Annotated in this window: 11 protein-coding genes; 4 read left to right on the top strand and 7 right to left on the bottom strand. The window is 56.2% G+C overall.

Annotated elements, in window-relative coordinates:
- The first annotated feature begins 70 nt into the window (after positions 1-70).
- The 4 genes from ACYVHX_RS02735 to ACYVHX_RS02720 all read left to right on the top strand — a co-directional run bounded on the left by ACYVHX_RS02735 (position 71) and on the right by ACYVHX_RS02720 (position 7,434).
- Positions 71-1,087: a FecR family protein gene (locus ACYVHX_RS02735; protein ID WP_460670057.1), complete on the top strand. Its 1,017-nt coding sequence runs from the start codon at positions 71-73 to the stop codon at positions 1,085-1,087.
- Complete coding sequence (locus ACYVHX_RS02730; RefSeq protein ID WP_460670056.1) at positions 1,084-4,674, top strand: SusC/RagA family TonB-linked outer membrane protein; 3,591 nt, start codon at positions 1,084-1,086, stop codon at positions 4,672-4,674. The genes ACYVHX_RS02735 and ACYVHX_RS02730 overlap by 4 nt, the downstream gene beginning before the upstream one ends.
- 11 nt (positions 4,675-4,685) lie before the next feature.
- Complete coding sequence (locus ACYVHX_RS02725) at positions 4,686-6,128, top strand: RagB/SusD family nutrient uptake outer membrane protein (protein ID WP_460670055.1); 1,443 nt, start codon at positions 4,686-4,688, stop codon at positions 6,126-6,128.
- A gap of 208 nt (positions 6,129-6,336) precedes the next feature.
- Positions 6,337-7,434, top strand: coding sequence for a spore photoproduct lyase family protein (locus ACYVHX_RS02720; protein ID WP_460670054.1), 1,098 nt, complete (start codon positions 6,337-6,339; stop codon positions 7,432-7,434).
- A gap of 90 nt (positions 7,435-7,524) precedes the next feature.
- Here ACYVHX_RS02720 and ACYVHX_RS02715 read toward each other — a convergent pair whose 3' ends face one another.
- From ACYVHX_RS02715 to mgtE, 7 genes are all read right to left on the bottom strand, one after another.
- Positions 7,525-8,736, bottom strand: a complete 1,212-nt coding sequence (locus tag ACYVHX_RS02715) for a purple acid phosphatase family protein (protein ID WP_460670053.1) — start codon at positions 8,734-8,736, stop codon at positions 7,525-7,527.
- Between the two features lie 76 nt (positions 8,737-8,812).
- On the bottom strand, positions 8,813-9,178 hold the full coding sequence (locus ACYVHX_RS02710; protein ID WP_460670052.1) for a DUF2237 family protein: 366 nt from the start codon (positions 9,176-9,178) through the stop codon (positions 8,813-8,815).
- A gap of 29 nt (positions 9,179-9,207) precedes the next feature.
- Positions 9,208-10,050: an endonuclease/exonuclease/phosphatase family protein gene (locus ACYVHX_RS02705; protein WP_460670051.1), complete on the bottom strand. Its 843-nt coding sequence runs from the start codon at positions 10,048-10,050 to the stop codon at positions 9,208-9,210.
- A 130-nt stretch (positions 10,051-10,180) separates the two neighbouring features.
- On the bottom strand, positions 10,181-11,953 hold the full coding sequence (locus ACYVHX_RS02700) for a RagB/SusD family nutrient uptake outer membrane protein (RefSeq protein ID WP_460670050.1): 1,773 nt from the start codon (positions 11,951-11,953) through the stop codon (positions 10,181-10,183).
- Positions 11,954-11,971: 18 nt separating this feature from the next.
- Positions 11,972-15,250 (bottom strand): SusC/RagA family TonB-linked outer membrane protein, encoded by a 3,279-nt coding sequence (locus ACYVHX_RS02695; protein WP_460670049.1) that lies wholly within the window; start codon positions 15,248-15,250, stop codon positions 11,972-11,974.
- Positions 15,251-15,663: 413 nt separating this feature from the next.
- On the bottom strand, positions 15,664-16,116 hold the full coding sequence (dtd, locus tag ACYVHX_RS02690; RefSeq protein WP_460670048.1) for a D-aminoacyl-tRNA deacylase: 453 nt from the start codon (positions 16,114-16,116) through the stop codon (positions 15,664-15,666).
- A 152-nt stretch (positions 16,117-16,268) separates the two neighbouring features.
- Positions 16,269-17,621, bottom strand: a complete 1,353-nt coding sequence (gene mgtE / locus ACYVHX_RS02685; protein WP_460670047.1) for a magnesium transporter — start codon at positions 17,619-17,621, stop codon at positions 16,269-16,271.
- Positions 17,622-17,672: the final 51 nt, after the last annotated feature.

Raw genomic sequence — 17,672 nt, 5'->3', positions numbered from 1 at the left:
ATTTCTTTCTTTTTCCTACTACAAAGTTCCGGCTGTCGACTCTTACGGTTGATTGTCCCTTATGCACGGCATGAAACCGCTGGATTATTACGCTACCCTTGAAGCCATCGACCTCGCCCGCGACCCCGATTTTCGGGCGTGGGTCCGACACCCGTCACCGGCCCGGAATCAATTCTGGGATTCGGTGAAAGCGCTTTATCCGGAGCAGCAGGCCACCCTTGAGCAGGCCCGTTTGCTGGTCATCGGGCTGGAAGCAGGCTGGCAGGAAGTTTCCGAATCAGTGGTTCAGCAGTCGTTCGAGCGACTGCGGCAGAAGCAACTGGACCGGCAACCGGAACGCCGGCGCCGGTTTTTTCGACCGGTTTTTTACCGCTATGCCGCTGCGGTTTCGCTCCTGCTGGTGGGCGGCTGGTGGCTGTCCAATCGCACTCCGGCGGAGGTGGAATACAAAACCGCCTATGGGCAGATGCAGACCATCACCCTGCCGGATGGTTCGGTGGTGACGCTAAACGCCAATTCGACCCTGAGCAGGACGGCTGACTGGCAAACCGCCGGGCGTCGGGAAGTTCGGTTGACGGGCGAGGCTTTTTTTGATGTCAACAAAAAACCGGCGGGGCAGCCAATGCCGTTTGTGGTGCACACGGGGGCGGCCGACGTGGTGGTGCTCGGAACGCGCTTCAACGTCAACACCCGTCACGCCCGGATGCAGGTGGTTTTGCAGGAAGGAAAAGTCAAGGTCCAGTTGCGGCAGCAACCCGATGTGGTGATGCAGCCGGGGGATTGGGTTGAAGCCACCCAAAATCGGGCCACGGTTCGCCGGGCGCGGGTCAACACCCGGCACTACATCGCCTGGCGTGACAACCTGCTGGTCCTGAACGACGAACCCCTGGGTGAAATCGTGCAGCGCCTGAAGGATCAGTACGGCCTGACGATCGCGATTGCCGACAAAAGCCTGCTTCGGGAACAATTTACGGGGACGGTTCCGGCCAGCCAACCCGACTTATTGCTTCGGCTGATTGCCGAAAGTTTTCGCTTACAAATCAGTAAACAGGAAAATCAGATTGTGCTATCCAAATTAAACCCATGAAAAATCCATTACCTACCCTAGTTCGACTGGCGGTTTTGGGCGTGTGGTGTCTGACGACCACGGCCGAAGCGCAGATGATGGCGGCTTCGTCGATTCGCCAGCCCAACCGTCTGAATCGGGACTTGTTCCGTTCCGGGCAAACTGCCAATCCGGCCGTTCGCACACTGAGTGATGTGTTGCAGGAACTGGAACGGAAATACGGCATCACGTTCGCGTTTCAGAGCAAAACCCTGCGCGACAAAACCGTAAACATGCCGTTACCCGCTTCAAACGACCGCGAAGCGGTTTTGAAAGCCGTGCTGAAACCCAACAACCTGACGTTCCGCAAAGTAGACGAGCGGTATTATGTGATCGTTGAAGCGGACCAGCCGACGAGTCAGTTGCCGACCTCGCAGGACGACAATCAGTTGGTGCAGAACCGCACGGGAGCCTTGCCGGATGAGCGCCTGAACCTGGCTATGCCGGCGGCAATGGCGATGCGGCAGTCGGTGGAAGTGGCGGTTCAGGAGCGCCGGATTTCGGGCCGCGTAACGGCGGAAGAAAACGGCGACGGTTTGCCGGGGGTCAGCGTGGCGCTGAAAGGTACGACGCGCGGCACCACCACCGATGCCGATGGCAACTATGCGGTTTCGATTCCGAACGAAGGCGGTACGCTGGTGTTCAGCTTCATTGGTTACCTCTCGCAGGAAGCGCCCGTTGGCAGCCAGTCGACGGTGAATGCGGTTTTGAAACAGTCGGATCAGACGCTGAGCGAAGTGGTGGTGGTGGGCTACGGAACGCAGCAGAAACGCGACGTAACCGGCTCTATTGCGTCGATCAGCACCAAAACAATCAAAGACCAGCCGGTTCCGAACATTGTGGAAGGGTTGACGGGCCGCCTGCCGGGCGTTTTGATTCAGCAGAATACGGGCGCACCGGGCAACAGTCCCGCCATTAAAATCCGGGGTCTGGGTTCGATCAGTGCCGGAAACGGGCCGCTGGTGGTTATCGACGGGCAGCCCCTGAATTCGGGCGATCTGGCCAACGGCGGTGGGTTGAACTTGCTGAATCCGAATGACATCGACAAAATCGACATCCTGAAAGATGCTTCGGCAACGGCCATCTACGGTTCGCGCGGGGCCAATGGCGTGGTGGTGGTAACGACCAAACGCGGCAAATCCGGACAGGCGCGTCTGAATTTCGATTACTACACCGGTATTCAGCAGATTACCAAAAAGATGGACATGCTGAATTCGCAGCAGTTTGCCGAATTTTCGAAAGAAGCGTTCAATAATGCGTATCTGGAGCGGGTTGCGGGGGCTAAAATCACCGATCCGAACAGCGCCCGGGCGTCCGGACAACGGTATCGGTACCCGCGCGGGGAGATTGCCGGTGTCAACTTCGACGATCCGGGCAGCTTGCCGACCTACGATTATCAGGACATGATTTTCCAGAATGCCCCCATCAGCAGCTACCAGTTGTCGGCAACGGGGGGCAGCGACAAAATTCAGTACATGGTGTCGGGGAATTACCTGAAGCAGGATGGCGTGGTCAAACGCTCGGGGATTGACCGGTATACGGTTCGGACCAATATCGACGCGCAGATTACGTCCTACCTGAAAATGGGCGTGAGCCTGAGTCCGTCGTTTTCGGTGGAAGATCAGGTCAATACCGACCGCCACTGGGCCGACAACGGAATTATCAATTCGGCCCTGAGCCTGCCGCCGTTCATTCCGATTTACCAGCCGAACTCCACGGTTTACAACTCGCAGGCTTTTTACGCAGCGCCTTACGACTGGCCGGGGATCACGAACCCGGTGGCCAATATTTACGAAGTCGACAACAAAATCCGGACGACGCGCCTGCTCGGCAATGCCTACGCGGAAGTGAAACTGCCGTTTAACATTCTGTACCGGGGAACGATTGGGGGCGATGTGCGGCATTTGCGGCAGAACTATTACAAAACGTCGGCCTTACCACTCAACCAGCTGCTGCCCCCAACGCCCAACTCGGCCTTCGCTGAAAACGCGCAGGAGCTGAACTGGGTCACCAGCCACACGCTGACCTACAACAAACAGATTGGCGAAGCGCACCGCATTGAAGTGCTGGCTGGGTTGGAAAGCCAGAAAAACGATTTCGAGCGCACCCGGATCGACGCCAACAACTTCCCGAACGACATTGTCCGGACGGTGAACGCCGGAACGATCATCGGAACGCAGTCGGCCCGCAATCTGCGCGATCAGTGGTCGCTGGCGTCGTATTTCGGCCGGGTGGCCTATTCGTTCAACGACCGGTATTTGTTCAATGCGTCGTTCCGGCGCGACGGTTCATCGCGGTTTGGGGCCAACAACCGCTGGGGAACGTTCCCCTCGGCGTCCGTGGGCTGGCGGGTTTCGGAAGAATCCTTCCTGAAAAATAACCGCATCGTTTCCGAACTGAAACTGAAAGCGAGCTACGGGATTTCGGGCAATAACGCCTTTACCAGCAATTATCCGTCAATTGGGCTGTTGGGAGCCCTCAATTATGTACTGGGCAATGCCCTGGCCAACGGCCTGGCGGTCAATACGATCGGGAATGATAACCTGACTTGGGAAAAAAGTCGGCAAACCGACATCGGTCTGGAACTGGGTATCCTGAACAACCGGATTTTCCTGACGGCGGATTACTACAACCGCATCACGACTGATCTGTTGCTGGCCGTGCAGGTACCAACGCTGACCGGTTTTTCTTCCGCCGTGAAGAATATCGGAAAAGTGGAAAACAAAGGATTGGAAGTGGCCCTGAACACCCGCAACCTGACCGGCGAATTTAGCTGGACTACGGATCTGAACTTCTCGTTCAACCGCAACAAGGTGCTGGCACTCGGGCCCACGGGCGACCCCATCCGCAGCGGAACGGGCGTTGGCGAATCCAACATTACGATGATCGGCCAGCCGCTGGGCAGTTTTTACGGGTATCGCCAGCTCGGCGTATTCCGCGATCAGGCCGATCTGGATTCGTATCCGCACTTTGCCGACTCCCGGCCCGGTGATGTGAAGTACGAAGACGTGAACGGCGACAGCAAGGTGGATGCCAACGACCGGACGCTGATTGGCAACAACCAGCCGGATTTTATCTACGGAATTACCAACACGTTTAGTTACAAGGGGATCGACCTGGGCATTGTTATCCAGGGCGTTCAGGGCTCGAGTATTCTGAGCCTGTCGCGCCGGTTTTACGAAAACCTGGAAGGAAACGCCAACGCGCTGACGACGGTGCTCAACCGCTGGCGGTCGCCGGAGCAGCCGGGTGACGGCACCACGCCCCGCGCCAACACGCGCACGACGGGAAACAACAACGCGATTTCGTCGCGCTGGATCGAAAGCGGCAGCTACTTCCGCATCCGGAATATTACGGTGGGCTACAATTTGCCCAAAACGCTGATTCAACGGGCCAAACTCCAAAGCCTGCGGGTGTATGGCGGGGTGCAGAACGCCCTGACGATCTCGAAATACCTGGGCTACAACCCGGAGGTGAGCGGTTACGAAGGCCCGCTGACCGGCGGTGTCGACTACGGCAGTTATCCGCTGGCGCGTACCTACACGATTGGCGTAAACATTGGTCTTTAATTCTGAAATCCATGAAACGGAAATATCTAGTTGTCGCCTTACTGAGTCTCGCCCTGACGAGCTGTAAGGACGAATTTCTGGCTTTATCGCCCATTTCGCAGGCCAGCACCGCGACGTTTTACAAAACCGGTTCCGATCTGCTGAATGCCCTCAACGGTGCTTACGGCGCCCTCCAGTCGGGCGGGCAGTACGGCCAGTATTACATCGTGTCGGAAGTACCGTCCGACGACACGCGTCCGGTTTTATCCGGGTCGGTAACGGATCAGGACGAGTTTGACAAGTTTTACCTGCGAACCACCAACCCGGTTCTGTCGGCCCGCTGGAGTGATGGTTATAGTGGAATTTACCGCTGCAACGCCATTATCGACCGGAGCACGGGCATTACGATGGACGAAACGCTGAAAAAACGGATCGTCGGCGAAGCCAAGTTTTTGCGCGCGTTGATGTATTTCAACCTCGTTCGGGTGTTTGGCGATGTGCCGCTGGTGGTGAAGGAAATCATCGATCCGCAGGAGGGATACGAATACGGACGCGCACCGGTGGCCGATGTGTACGCGCAGATTGTCAAAGACTTGACGGATGCCGAAGCGGCTCTGGACGCCAGTTATACCGGTGCCAACATCGGCCGGGCCACGCGCGGAGCGGCCAAATCCCTGCTGGGAAAAGTGTATCTGACCCAGAAAAAGTACGCCGAAACCGCCACGAAGCTGAAAGAAGTGATCGACGCCGGAACGTACGATTTGCTGCCTACGTACGCTGCGGTTTTTCAGGCGGCTAACAAGAACCACAAAGAGTCGGTTTTTGACGTGCAGTACAAGAAAGGAAGCATCGGCGAAGGCAGCGGTTTTGCCAATGCCTATGCCCCCGAAAACTCCGGCAACGCAGTGATTCAGTTTGGGGGAGGTGGTAACAACCAGCCGACGCCGGATCTGATTGCGGCTTACGAACCCGGCGACTTGCGGAAAGACGTTTCGCTGGCGACCAGCTACACCAACGCCAGTGGCGCGAAAGTGGATTACAATTTTGTTCGGAAATACCGCGACGCGCCCGTTATCAACGGCGATTCGGAAGACAACTGGCCGGTGTTGCGCTACGCCGACGTGCTGCTGATGTATGCCGAAGCGCTGAATGAAACCGGAAAAACCGCCGATGCGCTGCCGTTCCTGAACCGGATTCGGACGCGGGCGGGTCTGGCGCCCAAAACCGCCACCGACGCGGGTACCCAGGCGGCTATGCGGCTGGCCATCGAGCAGGAACGACGCATCGAACTGGCCTTTGAAGGCCACCGCTGGTTCGATCTGGTCCGGACGGGCCGGGCGCTGTCGGTTTTGCAGGCCAAAGCAACGGCCATCGGTATTAAAACGAACCTGACAGAAAATAACCTGGTTTTCGCCATTCCGCAGAGCCAGATCGACATTAATACGTCGAAAATCAAGCAAAATCCGGGCTATTGAGAACGGCAAAAACCGGTTTGCAAAACGGAGATCTTTTTACAGGATCTCCGTTTTTTTATGCGTTCAGAATTATTTTTTATCGTATTTATAAGCTGAAAAATAAATTATATATGGTTGAATATCAGCGGCTTGATTATTGGATTTGCGACTAATTTTTGAATTTTATGACCCTGAAACGTGTTCTTCCTATGAGCACAAACGCTTCTTCATGGTCACTCAACAACCCTTACCTACTGAACGCCTAATCGCTGCGTCGTCTTACGCGCCTACGTCCCGCCTGTGGATGCCCCGGCAGGTTTTGTTTACGCCCGACGCCCTGGAAGAGCCGTTCGGCCAGCGAATCTACGAACGGGTTTCGGAACTGGATCTGCCCATCGAGATCCTGAAAAATAACCGGATAACGGGGCTTCGTGGGGCCGATGCGCGCGAAACCTACCGGAATGCCAAAAACACGCTGGCGGTGGTCAAGGCTCCGGCGGGGGCGTTTCGGCTGCAACCGATTCCGCCTTCGGCCGACTGGCAGGTGAATCTGGCGGAGGGTTGTCCGGCCCATTGCCAGTATTGTTATCTGGCGGGAAGTTTACAGGGGCCGCCCGTCACGCGGGTTTTTGCCAACCTGCCGCACCTGCTGACCAACACGGCGGCTTACGAACAACCCGGAAAAGTAACCACGTTTGAAGTGAGTTGCTACACCGACGTTATTGGGATCGAACACCTGACGGGGAGTCTGGCCGAATGCATCCGGTATTTTGGAAACCGGCCCGACACGCAATTGCGGTTTGTGACCAAGTACGATCAGGTCGATTCGCTGCTTGACCTGCCCCACAACGGCCGGACCCGCGCCCGCGTGAGTCTGAATGCGGACGGGATCGCCCGGCGGCTGGAAGGCGGTACGGCCAATCTGGAAGCCCGTTTGCGGGCGCTGCGGAAGCTGGCCCTGCCGCGCGAACAGGGTGGGGGGCAGTATCCGGTCGGCGTGGTGCTGGCCCCGATTATGCCCATTCCGAACTGGCGCGAGCACTACACCGATTTGCTCGACCGGCTGGCCGCTGCGCTGGATTTCGATTGTGATCTGACGGTGGAGTTCATCACGCACCGGTTTACCGCCGGGAGCAAAGACGTTTTGCTGGAATGGTATCCCAACACCAGCCTGGATCTGGCGGAAGAAAACCGGGCTCAGAAACGGAATAAATTTGGGGGCGTCAAGTATGTCTACCGCCCGGAAGAGATGATCGCGCTTCGGTCATTTTTCTACGACGCATGGCGTCAACGTTTTCCGAAGGCCCCGATTATGTACTGGACCTGAGGACTTTGCAATCCCATCCCGTCGTGATAAAACCGCAAAACCGGCCTAAAGCCGGTTTTGCGGTTTTGAAGATGCGGTTTTTCCGGGTGGCTACGTCTTGGTTTTTTTGATCGTATACGTCCCGACTTCCTCGCCGTCGTCCCGAATCATCCGCAGATTCAGTTCTTTGGCGTTGGCGTGCAGCTTGATCAGCGTGCGGTTTCCTTCCAGCGGCCCTCCGCCGATGACAAGCGGGTACGGATGTGTCGCGTCCGGGTTGTGAATCCCGTAGCGGTGCGTGTGCCCCGACAGCACCAGATCGACTTTTCCTTTGGCAAACAGGGGCGCAAACAACGCGCGGTTGTGCAACGGCCCGTGCCAGTCGCCCGAATGAAAAGGCGGAATGTGAATGATGACAACCCGGTACGGCGCTTTTTTGAACGCGTCGGATTCGATCTCCTTTTCCAGCCAAGCGCGCTCTTTAACGCGGTACGGGTCATAAGCCGCCAAACCGCTGTACTCCCAGTTGTCGTCGGTTTTGTCCTCGCCCGAATCCATGATCACAAACCGCACCGGCCCCTGCGTAAAGGCGTAATAATAATCGTCCGTCGGATACTTGAAATAATCCGGAAGGTTGCGCGAAAAAGCACCCCGGGTTTCGTGGTTGCCCTGCGTCAGAATAAACGGCGTTTCCTTCGCAAAACAATCGACGGCGGGGCTGAGCAGGTGCTCGAAAACCTGTTGCTCGGTGTTGACATTGTCGAAGCAATCGCCGTTGAACACCACGAAGTCAAAATCCGGTTTGTTGCCGCTATAGCCGTGCCGGTAGAGGAGGTACGGAATGGTTTGCGGCCGGTCGTGGATGTCGTTGAAGATGACCAGCTTTACTTCTTCGTCGTTCAGCCCCGGGGTTTTAAAGGAATACACCGGACTTTTGATCGGTTCGGCGTACTCCACCTTGTGCGGCTGGAAATTCAGAATTTCGGACGACACGATCCGGTATTTGTACGCCGTACCCGGTTTCAGGTCGGGAATCGTAATCTTGTTGATTGTATTGTTGGCTTCGATGTGACCGTTGCGGTGCCGGTAGGCCTTCAGGCTCAGGCTGTTGCCAAAACCGTATTCCACCCAGCTCAGGCTGTTGTTTCTGGTCACCCACATCACCGTTGCCTCCGTCGGGCAAACGTGCTGTAAATAAGGGCCGGTTACAAACGCATTGGCTTCCTTAACGGACGGAACCGCGCCCAGGGCCGTGGGCGAAAGAGCCCCAAGGGCGCCGATTTTTGAAGCTTGTTCGAGAAACGATCGTCGGTTAAAGGACATAGGAAGTACGAGTAAAGAGTTGGCTCCGCTAAGGTAGGATGCGTCTGCCAACTCGTCACGGATAACGTATCATTTTTCACTCTTCAAACGCCAGTTCCCGCAGCATGTCCATCGTTACGTACTTCAAAACCGCCTGGTGGGTGCTGGCCAGCAAAACCGGGGGAGCCACGCCCGCTTCGTAGGCTTCGCGCCAGCGCAGGATGTGCAGGCACCAGCGGTCGCCGGGCTTCAGACCGGGAAAGCGGAGTTCGGGGCGGGGGGTGGTCAGGTCGTTGCCCCGTCGGCGCGAAAACGACAGAAATTGCTGGGTGACAATCGCGCAGACGAGGTGTTGACCATCGTTTTCTTCATCGGTACGGCAGAAACCGTCGCGGAAAAAACCGGTCATGGGTTTCTTACAGCAACAGGCCAGCGGAGTGCCGTAAACGTTGGTAGCAGACATACAGGGCGCAGGATGATAAGCGCCCCAAGTTAACGGATAACGGCCTTGATCACAACCGGCTGGTGGTCCGACGGATACCGCTGGTCTTTGGCATCCGTCAGAACGCCGTATTTCAGGACGTCGATGCCTTTCTTTACGAAAATATAATCGATGCGGTTTTTCATCGGCGCATCGTGCTTGAAGCTGTTGAAGGTACCGACGGGGCCGTAGGGTGGCTGGACCGTTACTTTGTAGGAATCATTCACGATCGTTTCGAGGGTTTTCACCTGTTCGGTTTCGGGCGTCGAGTTGAGGTCGCCAACCAGAATAACCGGTTCGTTTTTCGCGATTTCTTCAATTTTCTGTACCATGAGCTTGCCCGACTGCCGACGCGCTTCGACGCCCTGGTGATCGAAGTGAACGCTGAAGAAGTAAAATTTCTTTTTCGTCGTCTGATCCTGAAAATACGCCCACGAACAAATGCGGTTGCAGCAGGTCGCATCCCAGCCTTTGCCCGGTTTGTCAGGCGTTTCACTCAGCCAGAAATCGCCGGATTTCAGGACTTTAAAACGGTCTTTTTTGTAGAAAATCGCCGAGTGTTCGCCAGCCTGCTTGCCATCGTCGCGACCGGCGCCCAGAAACGCAAATTCATTGAGTTCGGCAATGCCGTCCAGCTGTTCACGCAAGCCTTCCTGCGTACCGAACAGGTCGATTTCGTGGAAACGGATCAGGGCTTTGACGTCCTCCTTGCGGTTGGGCCAGGCGTTGATGCCGTCGTTCTTGGTATTATACCGAATGTTGTAGGTGGCAACGGTGATCGGCGTATTTTTCTGGGAAAAACCGTCCTGGGTCATCAGGATGCTCGTTAGCAGGATTAGGATCGTTAGTTTCATAATTTGACGTTAGTTTTAAAAAATGTTTCGCGGAGAGTAGTGGAGCAAAAAGGAGGTTAGCAGCGTAAAATAAAACTTCGCTTAACTCCCTTTTTCTCCGCTACTCTCTGCGAAACAACTCGTTTACGCATTACCAACCCGGATTCTGCCCGATGGCCGGGTTCAGCAGCCGGTCGTTTTCGGGAATGGGGTAGAGGTAATATTTTTCATCCCATTTGCGCGGGATGTTGCTCAGCCAGGTCAGTTCGCCGGACGTGTCGTTCGACAGACGTTGCGGGTTCGGTACGCCGTTGACGGTTTCGGCCACGTTGATGTACGTCACGCCCGCCAGTTGCGTGGCCGGTTTTACTTTGTAGAACACCACGTCGTTTTTGCCGTCTTCGTTCAAATCCAGGGGTTTATCGAGCGCCGGAACGTAAAAACCGTTCCAGACCTGCTCCATCAACGCCCCGCGTTTCCAGCGAATCAGGTCCGGAAACCGGAAGCCTTCGAGCGCCAGTTCGATGCCGCGTTCGCGCCGGATTTCGAGCAGCGCTGGATCGGCAATGCCCGGAAAATAAGTGGCCTGCAAATACGGGTCGGCAACGGTCGGTTTGGCCGTCAGTCCGCCCGTGATTCCGGCCCGTTTCCGCAGGGCTCCGATGGTTTTGGTCCAGTCGGCGTCGGTAAAGGTACCTAACTCGGCTTTCGCTTCCGCAAAATTCAGCAAAATTTCGGCGTAGCGCATGATCGAGATCGAATTGTCGTTGCGGGTTCCGCCGTCGGCGTACGTGTCGTCGAGCGTCCATTTGATCGGCATATAGCCCGTGTAGGTGTACGAAAAAACCGGGGGAGCCGCTTCAACCGCCCCGCCGTTGATGCGGGTGTAGCCCGGTGTCCGGATGGTTTGCGAAAGCCGCTTGTCGCGTCCTTTCACTTCTTCCACGAACGTCAGCGTTTTATAACCCGGTTTGCCCGTAAACGGCGTTCCGTCGAGGTTCAGGTAGGTGTTGACAAACGTGCGGGTCAGGCTGACGCGGGCGCCGTAGGTGGCGCTGGTCCACCACCAGTTGGCGTCGTTGAACACGCTCAGGGCCGGATCGACCACCGCCGACAGCATGATTTCGTTGGTCACCGGCGTTTTGTTGATGAACAGTTGTCGGTACGATTTGTCGGTGCCGCCCGCTTCGTTCAGCGTAAAACCGCCTTCTTTCATCACCGCGTCGGCCGCGCTGGCGGCTTCGGTCAGCCACTTTTCGGCCGTGCCTTCGAGCTTGTAGGTGGTCTGGTATTTCCGGAACGTTCCTTCAAACAAACACACCCGCGACTTGAAGCCGTTGGCCACCGCTTTCGTAATCAGGGTGCGGGAGTTATCGGCGGTGGTGCGGATGTTTTGCGTGGCATAATTCAGATCCGCCAGCACCGAATCCATAACCATCACGCGCGAATCGCGGCCTTTGTACAAATCCTGGTCCGACACGCCCATGGCTTTGTTGATCCAGGGTACATCGCCAAACCGCTTCACTTTGTCGAAATAAAACAAGGCGCGGAAAAACCGGGCCAGCCCGATGTAGTGCCGCCGAACATCCACCGGAATGGCCGGATTGGTCGCGTTCTCAATGAAATAATTGATGTTCCGCAAGGCCGTCCACGACCAGCCCGTGCTCTGGCGGGGACCGTAAGCGCCGTCGCGAATCAAATCCGGAACCTGCGTGCGGGCCGCGAAATCGGCCATTTCGTCGCTCCGGATGATGTCGTTAGCGGTTGGCAACGCATCGTAAAATGAGTTGGCGTACAATTCCAGCCCTTTTTCACTGCCGAAAACGGCATCTTTGGTGGCCGTCGATTCCGGCACCTGTTCCAGTTCACTGCATCCGGCAAAGACCAGCCCGGCCAGGATAAGTCCTATATGTTGTAATTTCATGATGTTGCTGATTGGGGATTAAAAGGTAACGGACAGGCCCATCGTAAAACTCTTCAGAATCGGGTAGTTGTGCCCGTTTCCGCTGCCGCCGTCGGTCAATACCCGGTCGGAAGCGGTGGCGCTTTCCACGTCCAGGTCCCGCGTGCGTTTGTAGAGTGCGGCCCAAGTCCAGATGTTTTCGGCCGACACAAACACCCGGGCGCTGGTCATCCCGGCTTTGCTGATCAGCAGTTTCGGCAGGTTATAACCCAGTTGAATGTTTTTCAGCCGCAGGTACGCCAGACTTTGCAAATACCGGGTCTGTTCCTGCCGAAGCTCTCCCGCGCCGTTTTGGGCGACGTAACCCCGGTAGCGGGGCAGATACGCGTTCGGGTTGTCTTCCGACCAGATGTTGTCCAAATGCCAGGTTGGCAGGCGGTTGTACGGGCGGTTATACTGGCCCCAGAACGTGCCGGCTTCGGCACCCGGCCACCAGTCCTGCTTGCCCACGCCCTGGAAGAAGGCCGAGAAGAAGAAACTGTTCCAGTCGGCATTCAGCATAATTCCGTAGGTGTAGCGGGGCGTCGAGTTGCCGATGACCCGGCGGTCGCCCGGCTTATCGACGGTATTGTCGCCCGGATCGATCACGCCGTCACCGTTCAGATCGCGGAATTTAATGTCACCCGGCAGCAGCTGGTTCGTGTTCGACGCCTTGAACAGCGTCTGCTTCGCCGAGTTTTTAATGTCGTCGGCGGAGGTGAAAAAACCGTCGGTCGTGTAGCCCCAGATTTCACCCACGGTTTGTCCGGCGTAATAATCCGTCAGCCGGCGGTTCGGGTTGTTGAACTTGTCGATGCGCGCCGTATAATCGGCCATCGTCAGGCGCACTTCGTAGCCAAACGGTTTGGCGCCGACCGTGGCTTTGTCCCGCCAGCTCAACACCGCTTCCCAGCCTTTGGTGGTCAGGTCGGCGTAGTTGCCTTTTGGCACATCGGTTCCGAAAACGGCCGGCAACGTCATCCCGACCGTAAACATATCCGTCGTCTTCCGGATGTAAGCGTCGGCGTTCAGCGTCAGGCGGTTATTGAGCATGCCCAGGTCCAGACCCAGATCGGCGGTGGTGGACGTTTCCCAGGTCAAGCCGTCGGGAATCACGCTCGGCTGACCGGTTTTCTGGGGCCGCACACCGTTCAGAATCCGGCCGGATTGCGATATTGCAAATTTCTCCTGGAAAGCGTAGGAAGCGATGGTGCCGTTGCCCAGTGAACCGTACGAGCCTCTGATTTTCAGGTCGCTGATCAGTTTCGGCGACACTTTCCAGAAGGGTTCGTTGATCACGCGCCAGCCCGCCGAAACCGAGGGGAAGAATGCATACCGCTGGCCCGTCGGAAACTTCGATGAGCCGTCGTACCGACCGTTTACTTCCAGCAGATACCGGTCTTTAAAACCGTAGTTCAGGCGGTAAAAACCGCCGACAATGGCCCAGGTTTCGCGACCACCGCCCGTTGTGATGGCCTGGCCCAGCGCCAGGTTGAGGTCGTTGGCATCTTCATAAATCAGACCGTTGCGAATAACTTCCAGCCGCCGGTAGTTTGACGTTTCGTAGTTGTAACCGACCAGCGCCTTCAGGTAATGGTTTTCGTTGATCTTCGGCTCGTATTCGGCATACAGGTTGGTGGCCGTGTACAAGGTTTCCCGGTAAATGTTTTGCAGGTCGTTGGTGTTGGTTCCGACGTATTCGATCACCCCCGGTTTGCGGCTGTACGGCACCGGTACGCGCCGACGGTATTCGTTGTCGTCGGTATTCTGGAACGTGAAGTTACCGTTGACCCGGAACTGGTTATCGAAGAAATTGGTCGCAAAGTCGGCCGTGTTCCGGAACACGCGCTTGTCCATGTCGATGCCATTCTTGCCGTACCAGAAATCGCCAACGGTGTAAGCCGCTGAGTACGACAAGGTTCCGTCGGGGTTGAACATCGGTGACATGTTGTGGCCTTCGTCCGAAATGTTTCGCCAGATGCTGCCGCCCTCGCCCACGTTCAGCGGGTTGTGGTACTTCATCGACGAAAAGTCGGCGTTGTTCGACACCCGCAGCCACGGAAACACCTGCACCGAGCCTTTGGCCCGCAAACTCAGAATGTTGTAATCGTCGGAATTGTAGCGGAACAAACCGTCCTGCGAATAATACCGGCCGGTTACGTAGAAGTCGGCTTTGCCGCTGCTGCCCGACACCGACAGGTTGTGTTCCGTGGCGCTGTTGTTGTTTTTGTACAGCTCCCTGTACCAGTCGGTGCTGTGGTAATAGACGTATTCACCGCTGGTCGGGTCAACCTCGGTGCGCGGCAGGCTCGGATCGTTGTTGCGCCGTTCCAGTTCGGCCAGGTACGCGGGCGAAAACCGCACGGTTTTGTTTACATTCTGGGGTGTTTGCGAATAATCGTTCCAGGCCGACCAGCCTTCGTTGAACATTTTGGCAAACGTGTAGCCGTTCGTGACAAAATCCGGTACGCTCGTCGGGCTTTTGATCGAGTGATTCAGCGAATAGGTGACGCTGGTCCGGTCTTTGGCCGGGCTTTTGGTGGTGATCAGCACCACCCCGAACGCGCCCCGCGCTCCGTAAATAGCCGCCGAAGCCGCATCTTTCAGCACCGAAACCGAGGCTACGTCGTTGGGATTCAGGCGGCTGGGGTCGCCTTCCACGCCGTCGATCAGCACCAGCGCGTTGCCGCCCTGCCCAATCGAGGTGGTTCCCCGGATGTTATACGCGGGCGATTGCGTCGGTTTTCCGTCGCCCATGCGCAGGTTCAGGTTCGGAATCGTACCCTGTAAACCCTGCGTCAGGTTCGGCAGCGATCGGTTGTCGAGCACCTCACTCGTCACCTGATCAACGGCGCCGGTCAGGTTCACTTTCTTCTGCGTGCCGTAGCCCACCACCACAATTTCGCTCAGCGTTTTGGTATCCGGTTTTAGGGAGACGTTCAGGCTGGTGCGGTTGCCCACCACCACTTCCTGCGGTTCGTAGCCCACAAAACTAAACACCAGCACCGCGTTGGTTTCGGGAACGGCCAGCCGGTACGCGCCTTCTGAATCCGTGGTCGTTCCTTTCGATGATCCTTTCAGAATGACGCTGACGCCGGGTAATCCCTCGCCTTTTTCGCTGTCGGTTACGCGCCCTTCGAGGGTTACGTCGGCAGCGGCCGTTTGAACCGCCGTCTGCTCTTTTGACCTGGCCGATGCCAGGGGCTGACTATAGCCGTTAACCAGACAAGTGGTCAGCAGCAACGTCAGCAAGCACGAATTTCGTACCGGTTTTTTCATCGTGAGTGTGATAAAGAATGAAGTAATAACACGGATAAATTGAAGCCCAACCTGGGGCGTTTTCAGTAAAACAAAACTAGGTTTTACTAGGACTATTTTTTGTAAGTGCGCTCAATTATTTTCCCTGAATTTTATAAACAGGACAGGCTGAGCGCGTTGTAATTGCATTTTGATCCGGAAATAGATCAAAAGTAGCAACTGTCTTTTTAGTTAGTATTGAAACGGACCAGTTGGATAGTCAAAGAGGGACAGGCTGGCGAACGGGCCGGTTGAATCCGGTCGGGTTTAGTAATTGCGGTGCGAAGAAAGCAGATTGCTGGCGGTTCCGGTCGGTGGAGCGGGTTAAAAAATTGTGATTTTAAGCAGACAAAAAATTAAGAAATAGTAACGTGCCAGCGGTCTGCCGGTACGGATTAGATCCGGTTTTTGGAATCGATGAGGATGGTGACGGGGCCGTCGTTGACCAGGGCAACTTTCATGTACGCGCCAAACTCGCCGGTTTCGATCGGTTTGCCCAGATCGGCCGAAAGCTGCTGAATCAGTTGCTCGTAAAGCGGAACGGCGGTTTCGGGCCGGGCGGCTTCGATGAAGGAAGGCCGATTGCCTTTTTTAGTGTTGGCGTGGAGCGTAAACTGGCTGATGAGCAGGATGGACCCACCGACGGTTTTGAGATCCAGGTTCATTTTGCCCTCCGCATCCCCGAAAATCCGCATCCCGACAATCTTCTTGCTCAACCACTCGAGGTCTTCGCGGGTGTCGGTGTGGGTAATGCCCAGCAAAATGAGAAAACCGGTGTTAATCCGGCCTTTAACCCGACCGTCGATGGTGACGGATGCTTCGGAAACGCGCTGAATGACGGCAATCATGACGGTATTCGGTTTACGGTTTTTGGTTTACGCCGGGCCGTCGCTATGCCGGGCCGTCGTTACGGTAACGGACGCACGAAGGTGATCGGCTGAGTAAGAACGCATCAGTCCCGGCGGGCCACCGAAAACCGCATCCTGGAAACCGGAAGCGTTTAAATACTCAATATCAAACTGGCAATCAGGAAATAAACACCGATGCCGATCAGGTCATTGACGGTGGTGATGAAGGGGCCGGAGGCAATCGCCGGATTGATGCCGAACTGGTTGAGCACAATCGGGGTGATGGTTCCCATGAACGACGCGAGCAACACCACCGTCAGCAGGGCCAGCGACACCACCGGCACCAGACGCGGTTCGCCGATGAGCAGGCAATAGGAGCCCGCCAGCGAGCCAATGATCAGGCCGTTGATCAGCGCGACCAGCACCATTTTCGCCAGCCGCTGCCCGACGGTGGCGCTCAGGCCGGATTTTTCGGCCAGACTCTGTACGATGAGCGAAGCGGTTTGAATGCCGACGTTCCCGCCCGTCGATCCGATGATCGGGATGAAAGCCGCCAGTGCCGCGATTTTGCTCAACTGCGAATTAAACGTGTTGATGACGGTGGCCGCCAGCAGACTCCCGACCGCTCCGGCAATGAGCCAGGGCAAACGGGCGCCCACCAGTTTCCAGATCGTGTCGTCTTCTTCTTCCACGTCGCCCGTAATCCCGGTGATGGCCTGCATATCCAGTTCGGCCTGCTCGGTAATCACGTCCACCACGTCGTCGATGGTGATCTGGCCCAGCAGCCGCCCCTGCACATTGACCACCGGCACGGCTTCCAGGTCATAGCGTCGCATCACCTCGGCCACTTCCTGCACCGGGCGGTAGGTTTCGACAAAGATGATATCCTCTTCGTAGATGTCCGCGATTTTGGCATTCTTGCGCGCCAAGACAATTTTCTTCAGCGATACCCGGCCCACGAGTTTCTCGGCATCGTCAATGACGTACACCGAATACACATTTTCCACATTCTCCGCCTGTTGCCGGATTTCCTCGATGCACTGGTTGACCGTCAGGTTGAGGTTGATTTTGATCAATTCCTTCTGCATCAAACCGCCGGCCACGTCTTCGTCGTAGTGCAGCAGGTCGAGGATAAACCGGGCCTGTTCGCGGTCGGTCAGGAGGGCAATGACTTCTTCGCGGGTCTGGATGGGCTGTTCGTTGAGCAGATCGACGGCATCGTCCGAATCCATTTCGTCCACGTAATGCGCCAGTTCGTCGGACGTAAAACTTTGCAGAAACTCCCGGCGGTCGATCACCTCCAGATTCGCCAGAATTTCGGCGCCCACCTGTTTGTCGAGCAAGGCCAGCAGATACCGGGCTGATTCGGTATCCAGTTCGTAGAGAATTCCGGAAATATCGGCCGGATACAGCTCCTCCATCTCAGTCCGCAACGTGCTGTCGTCCTGGGTGTCGATGGCCGTCTGAATGTGCTCTACGTATTCTTTGGTAAGCTCGAAAGTCATTAGCTGAATGATGCATTAAAAAGGATGAACGATGAAGGCAAAGCGAATAAA

This window comes from Larkinella ripae (genome assembly GCF_054780775.1).
This window is presented reverse-complemented; position numbering and strand designations above follow the sequence as displayed.

Excerpts from the sequence above, each read along its gene's own strand:
- dtd (WP_460670048.1), bottom strand. The coding sequence starts at position 16,116 with ATGATTGCCGTCATTCAGCGCGTTTCCGAAGCATCCGTCACCATCGAC.
- ACYVHX_RS02725 (WP_460670055.1), top strand. The coding sequence starts at position 4,686 with ATGAAACGGAAATATCTAGTTGTCGCCTTACTGAGTCTCGCCCTGACG.
- mgtE (WP_460670047.1), bottom strand. The coding sequence starts at position 17,621 with ATGACTTTCGAGCTTACCAAAGAATACGTAGAGCACATTCAGACGGCC.
- ACYVHX_RS02735 (WP_460670057.1), top strand. The coding sequence starts at position 71 with ATGAAACCGCTGGATTATTACGCTACCCTTGAAGCCATCGACCTCGCC.
- ACYVHX_RS02705 (WP_460670051.1), bottom strand. The coding sequence starts at position 10,050 with ATGAAACTAACGATCCTAATCCTGCTAACGAGCATCCTGATGACCCAG.
- ACYVHX_RS02710 (WP_460670052.1), bottom strand. The coding sequence starts at position 9,178 with ATGTCTGCTACCAACGTTTACGGCACTCCGCTGGCCTGTTGCTGTAAG.
- ACYVHX_RS02700 (WP_460670050.1), bottom strand. The coding sequence starts at position 11,953 with ATGAAATTACAACATATAGGACTTATCCTGGCCGGGCTGGTCTTTGCC.
- ACYVHX_RS02720 (WP_460670054.1), top strand. The coding sequence starts at position 6,337 with ATGGTCACTCAACAACCCTTACCTACTGAACGCCTAATCGCTGCGTCG.
- ACYVHX_RS02715 (WP_460670053.1), bottom strand. The coding sequence starts at position 8,736 with ATGTCCTTTAACCGACGATCGTTTCTCGAACAAGCTTCAAAAATCGGC.
- ACYVHX_RS02695 (WP_460670049.1), bottom strand. The coding sequence starts at position 15,250 with ATGAAAAAACCGGTACGAAATTCGTGCTTGCTGACGTTGCTGCTGACC.
- ACYVHX_RS02730 (WP_460670056.1), top strand. The coding sequence starts at position 1,084 with ATGAAAAATCCATTACCTACCCTAGTTCGACTGGCGGTTTTGGGCGTG.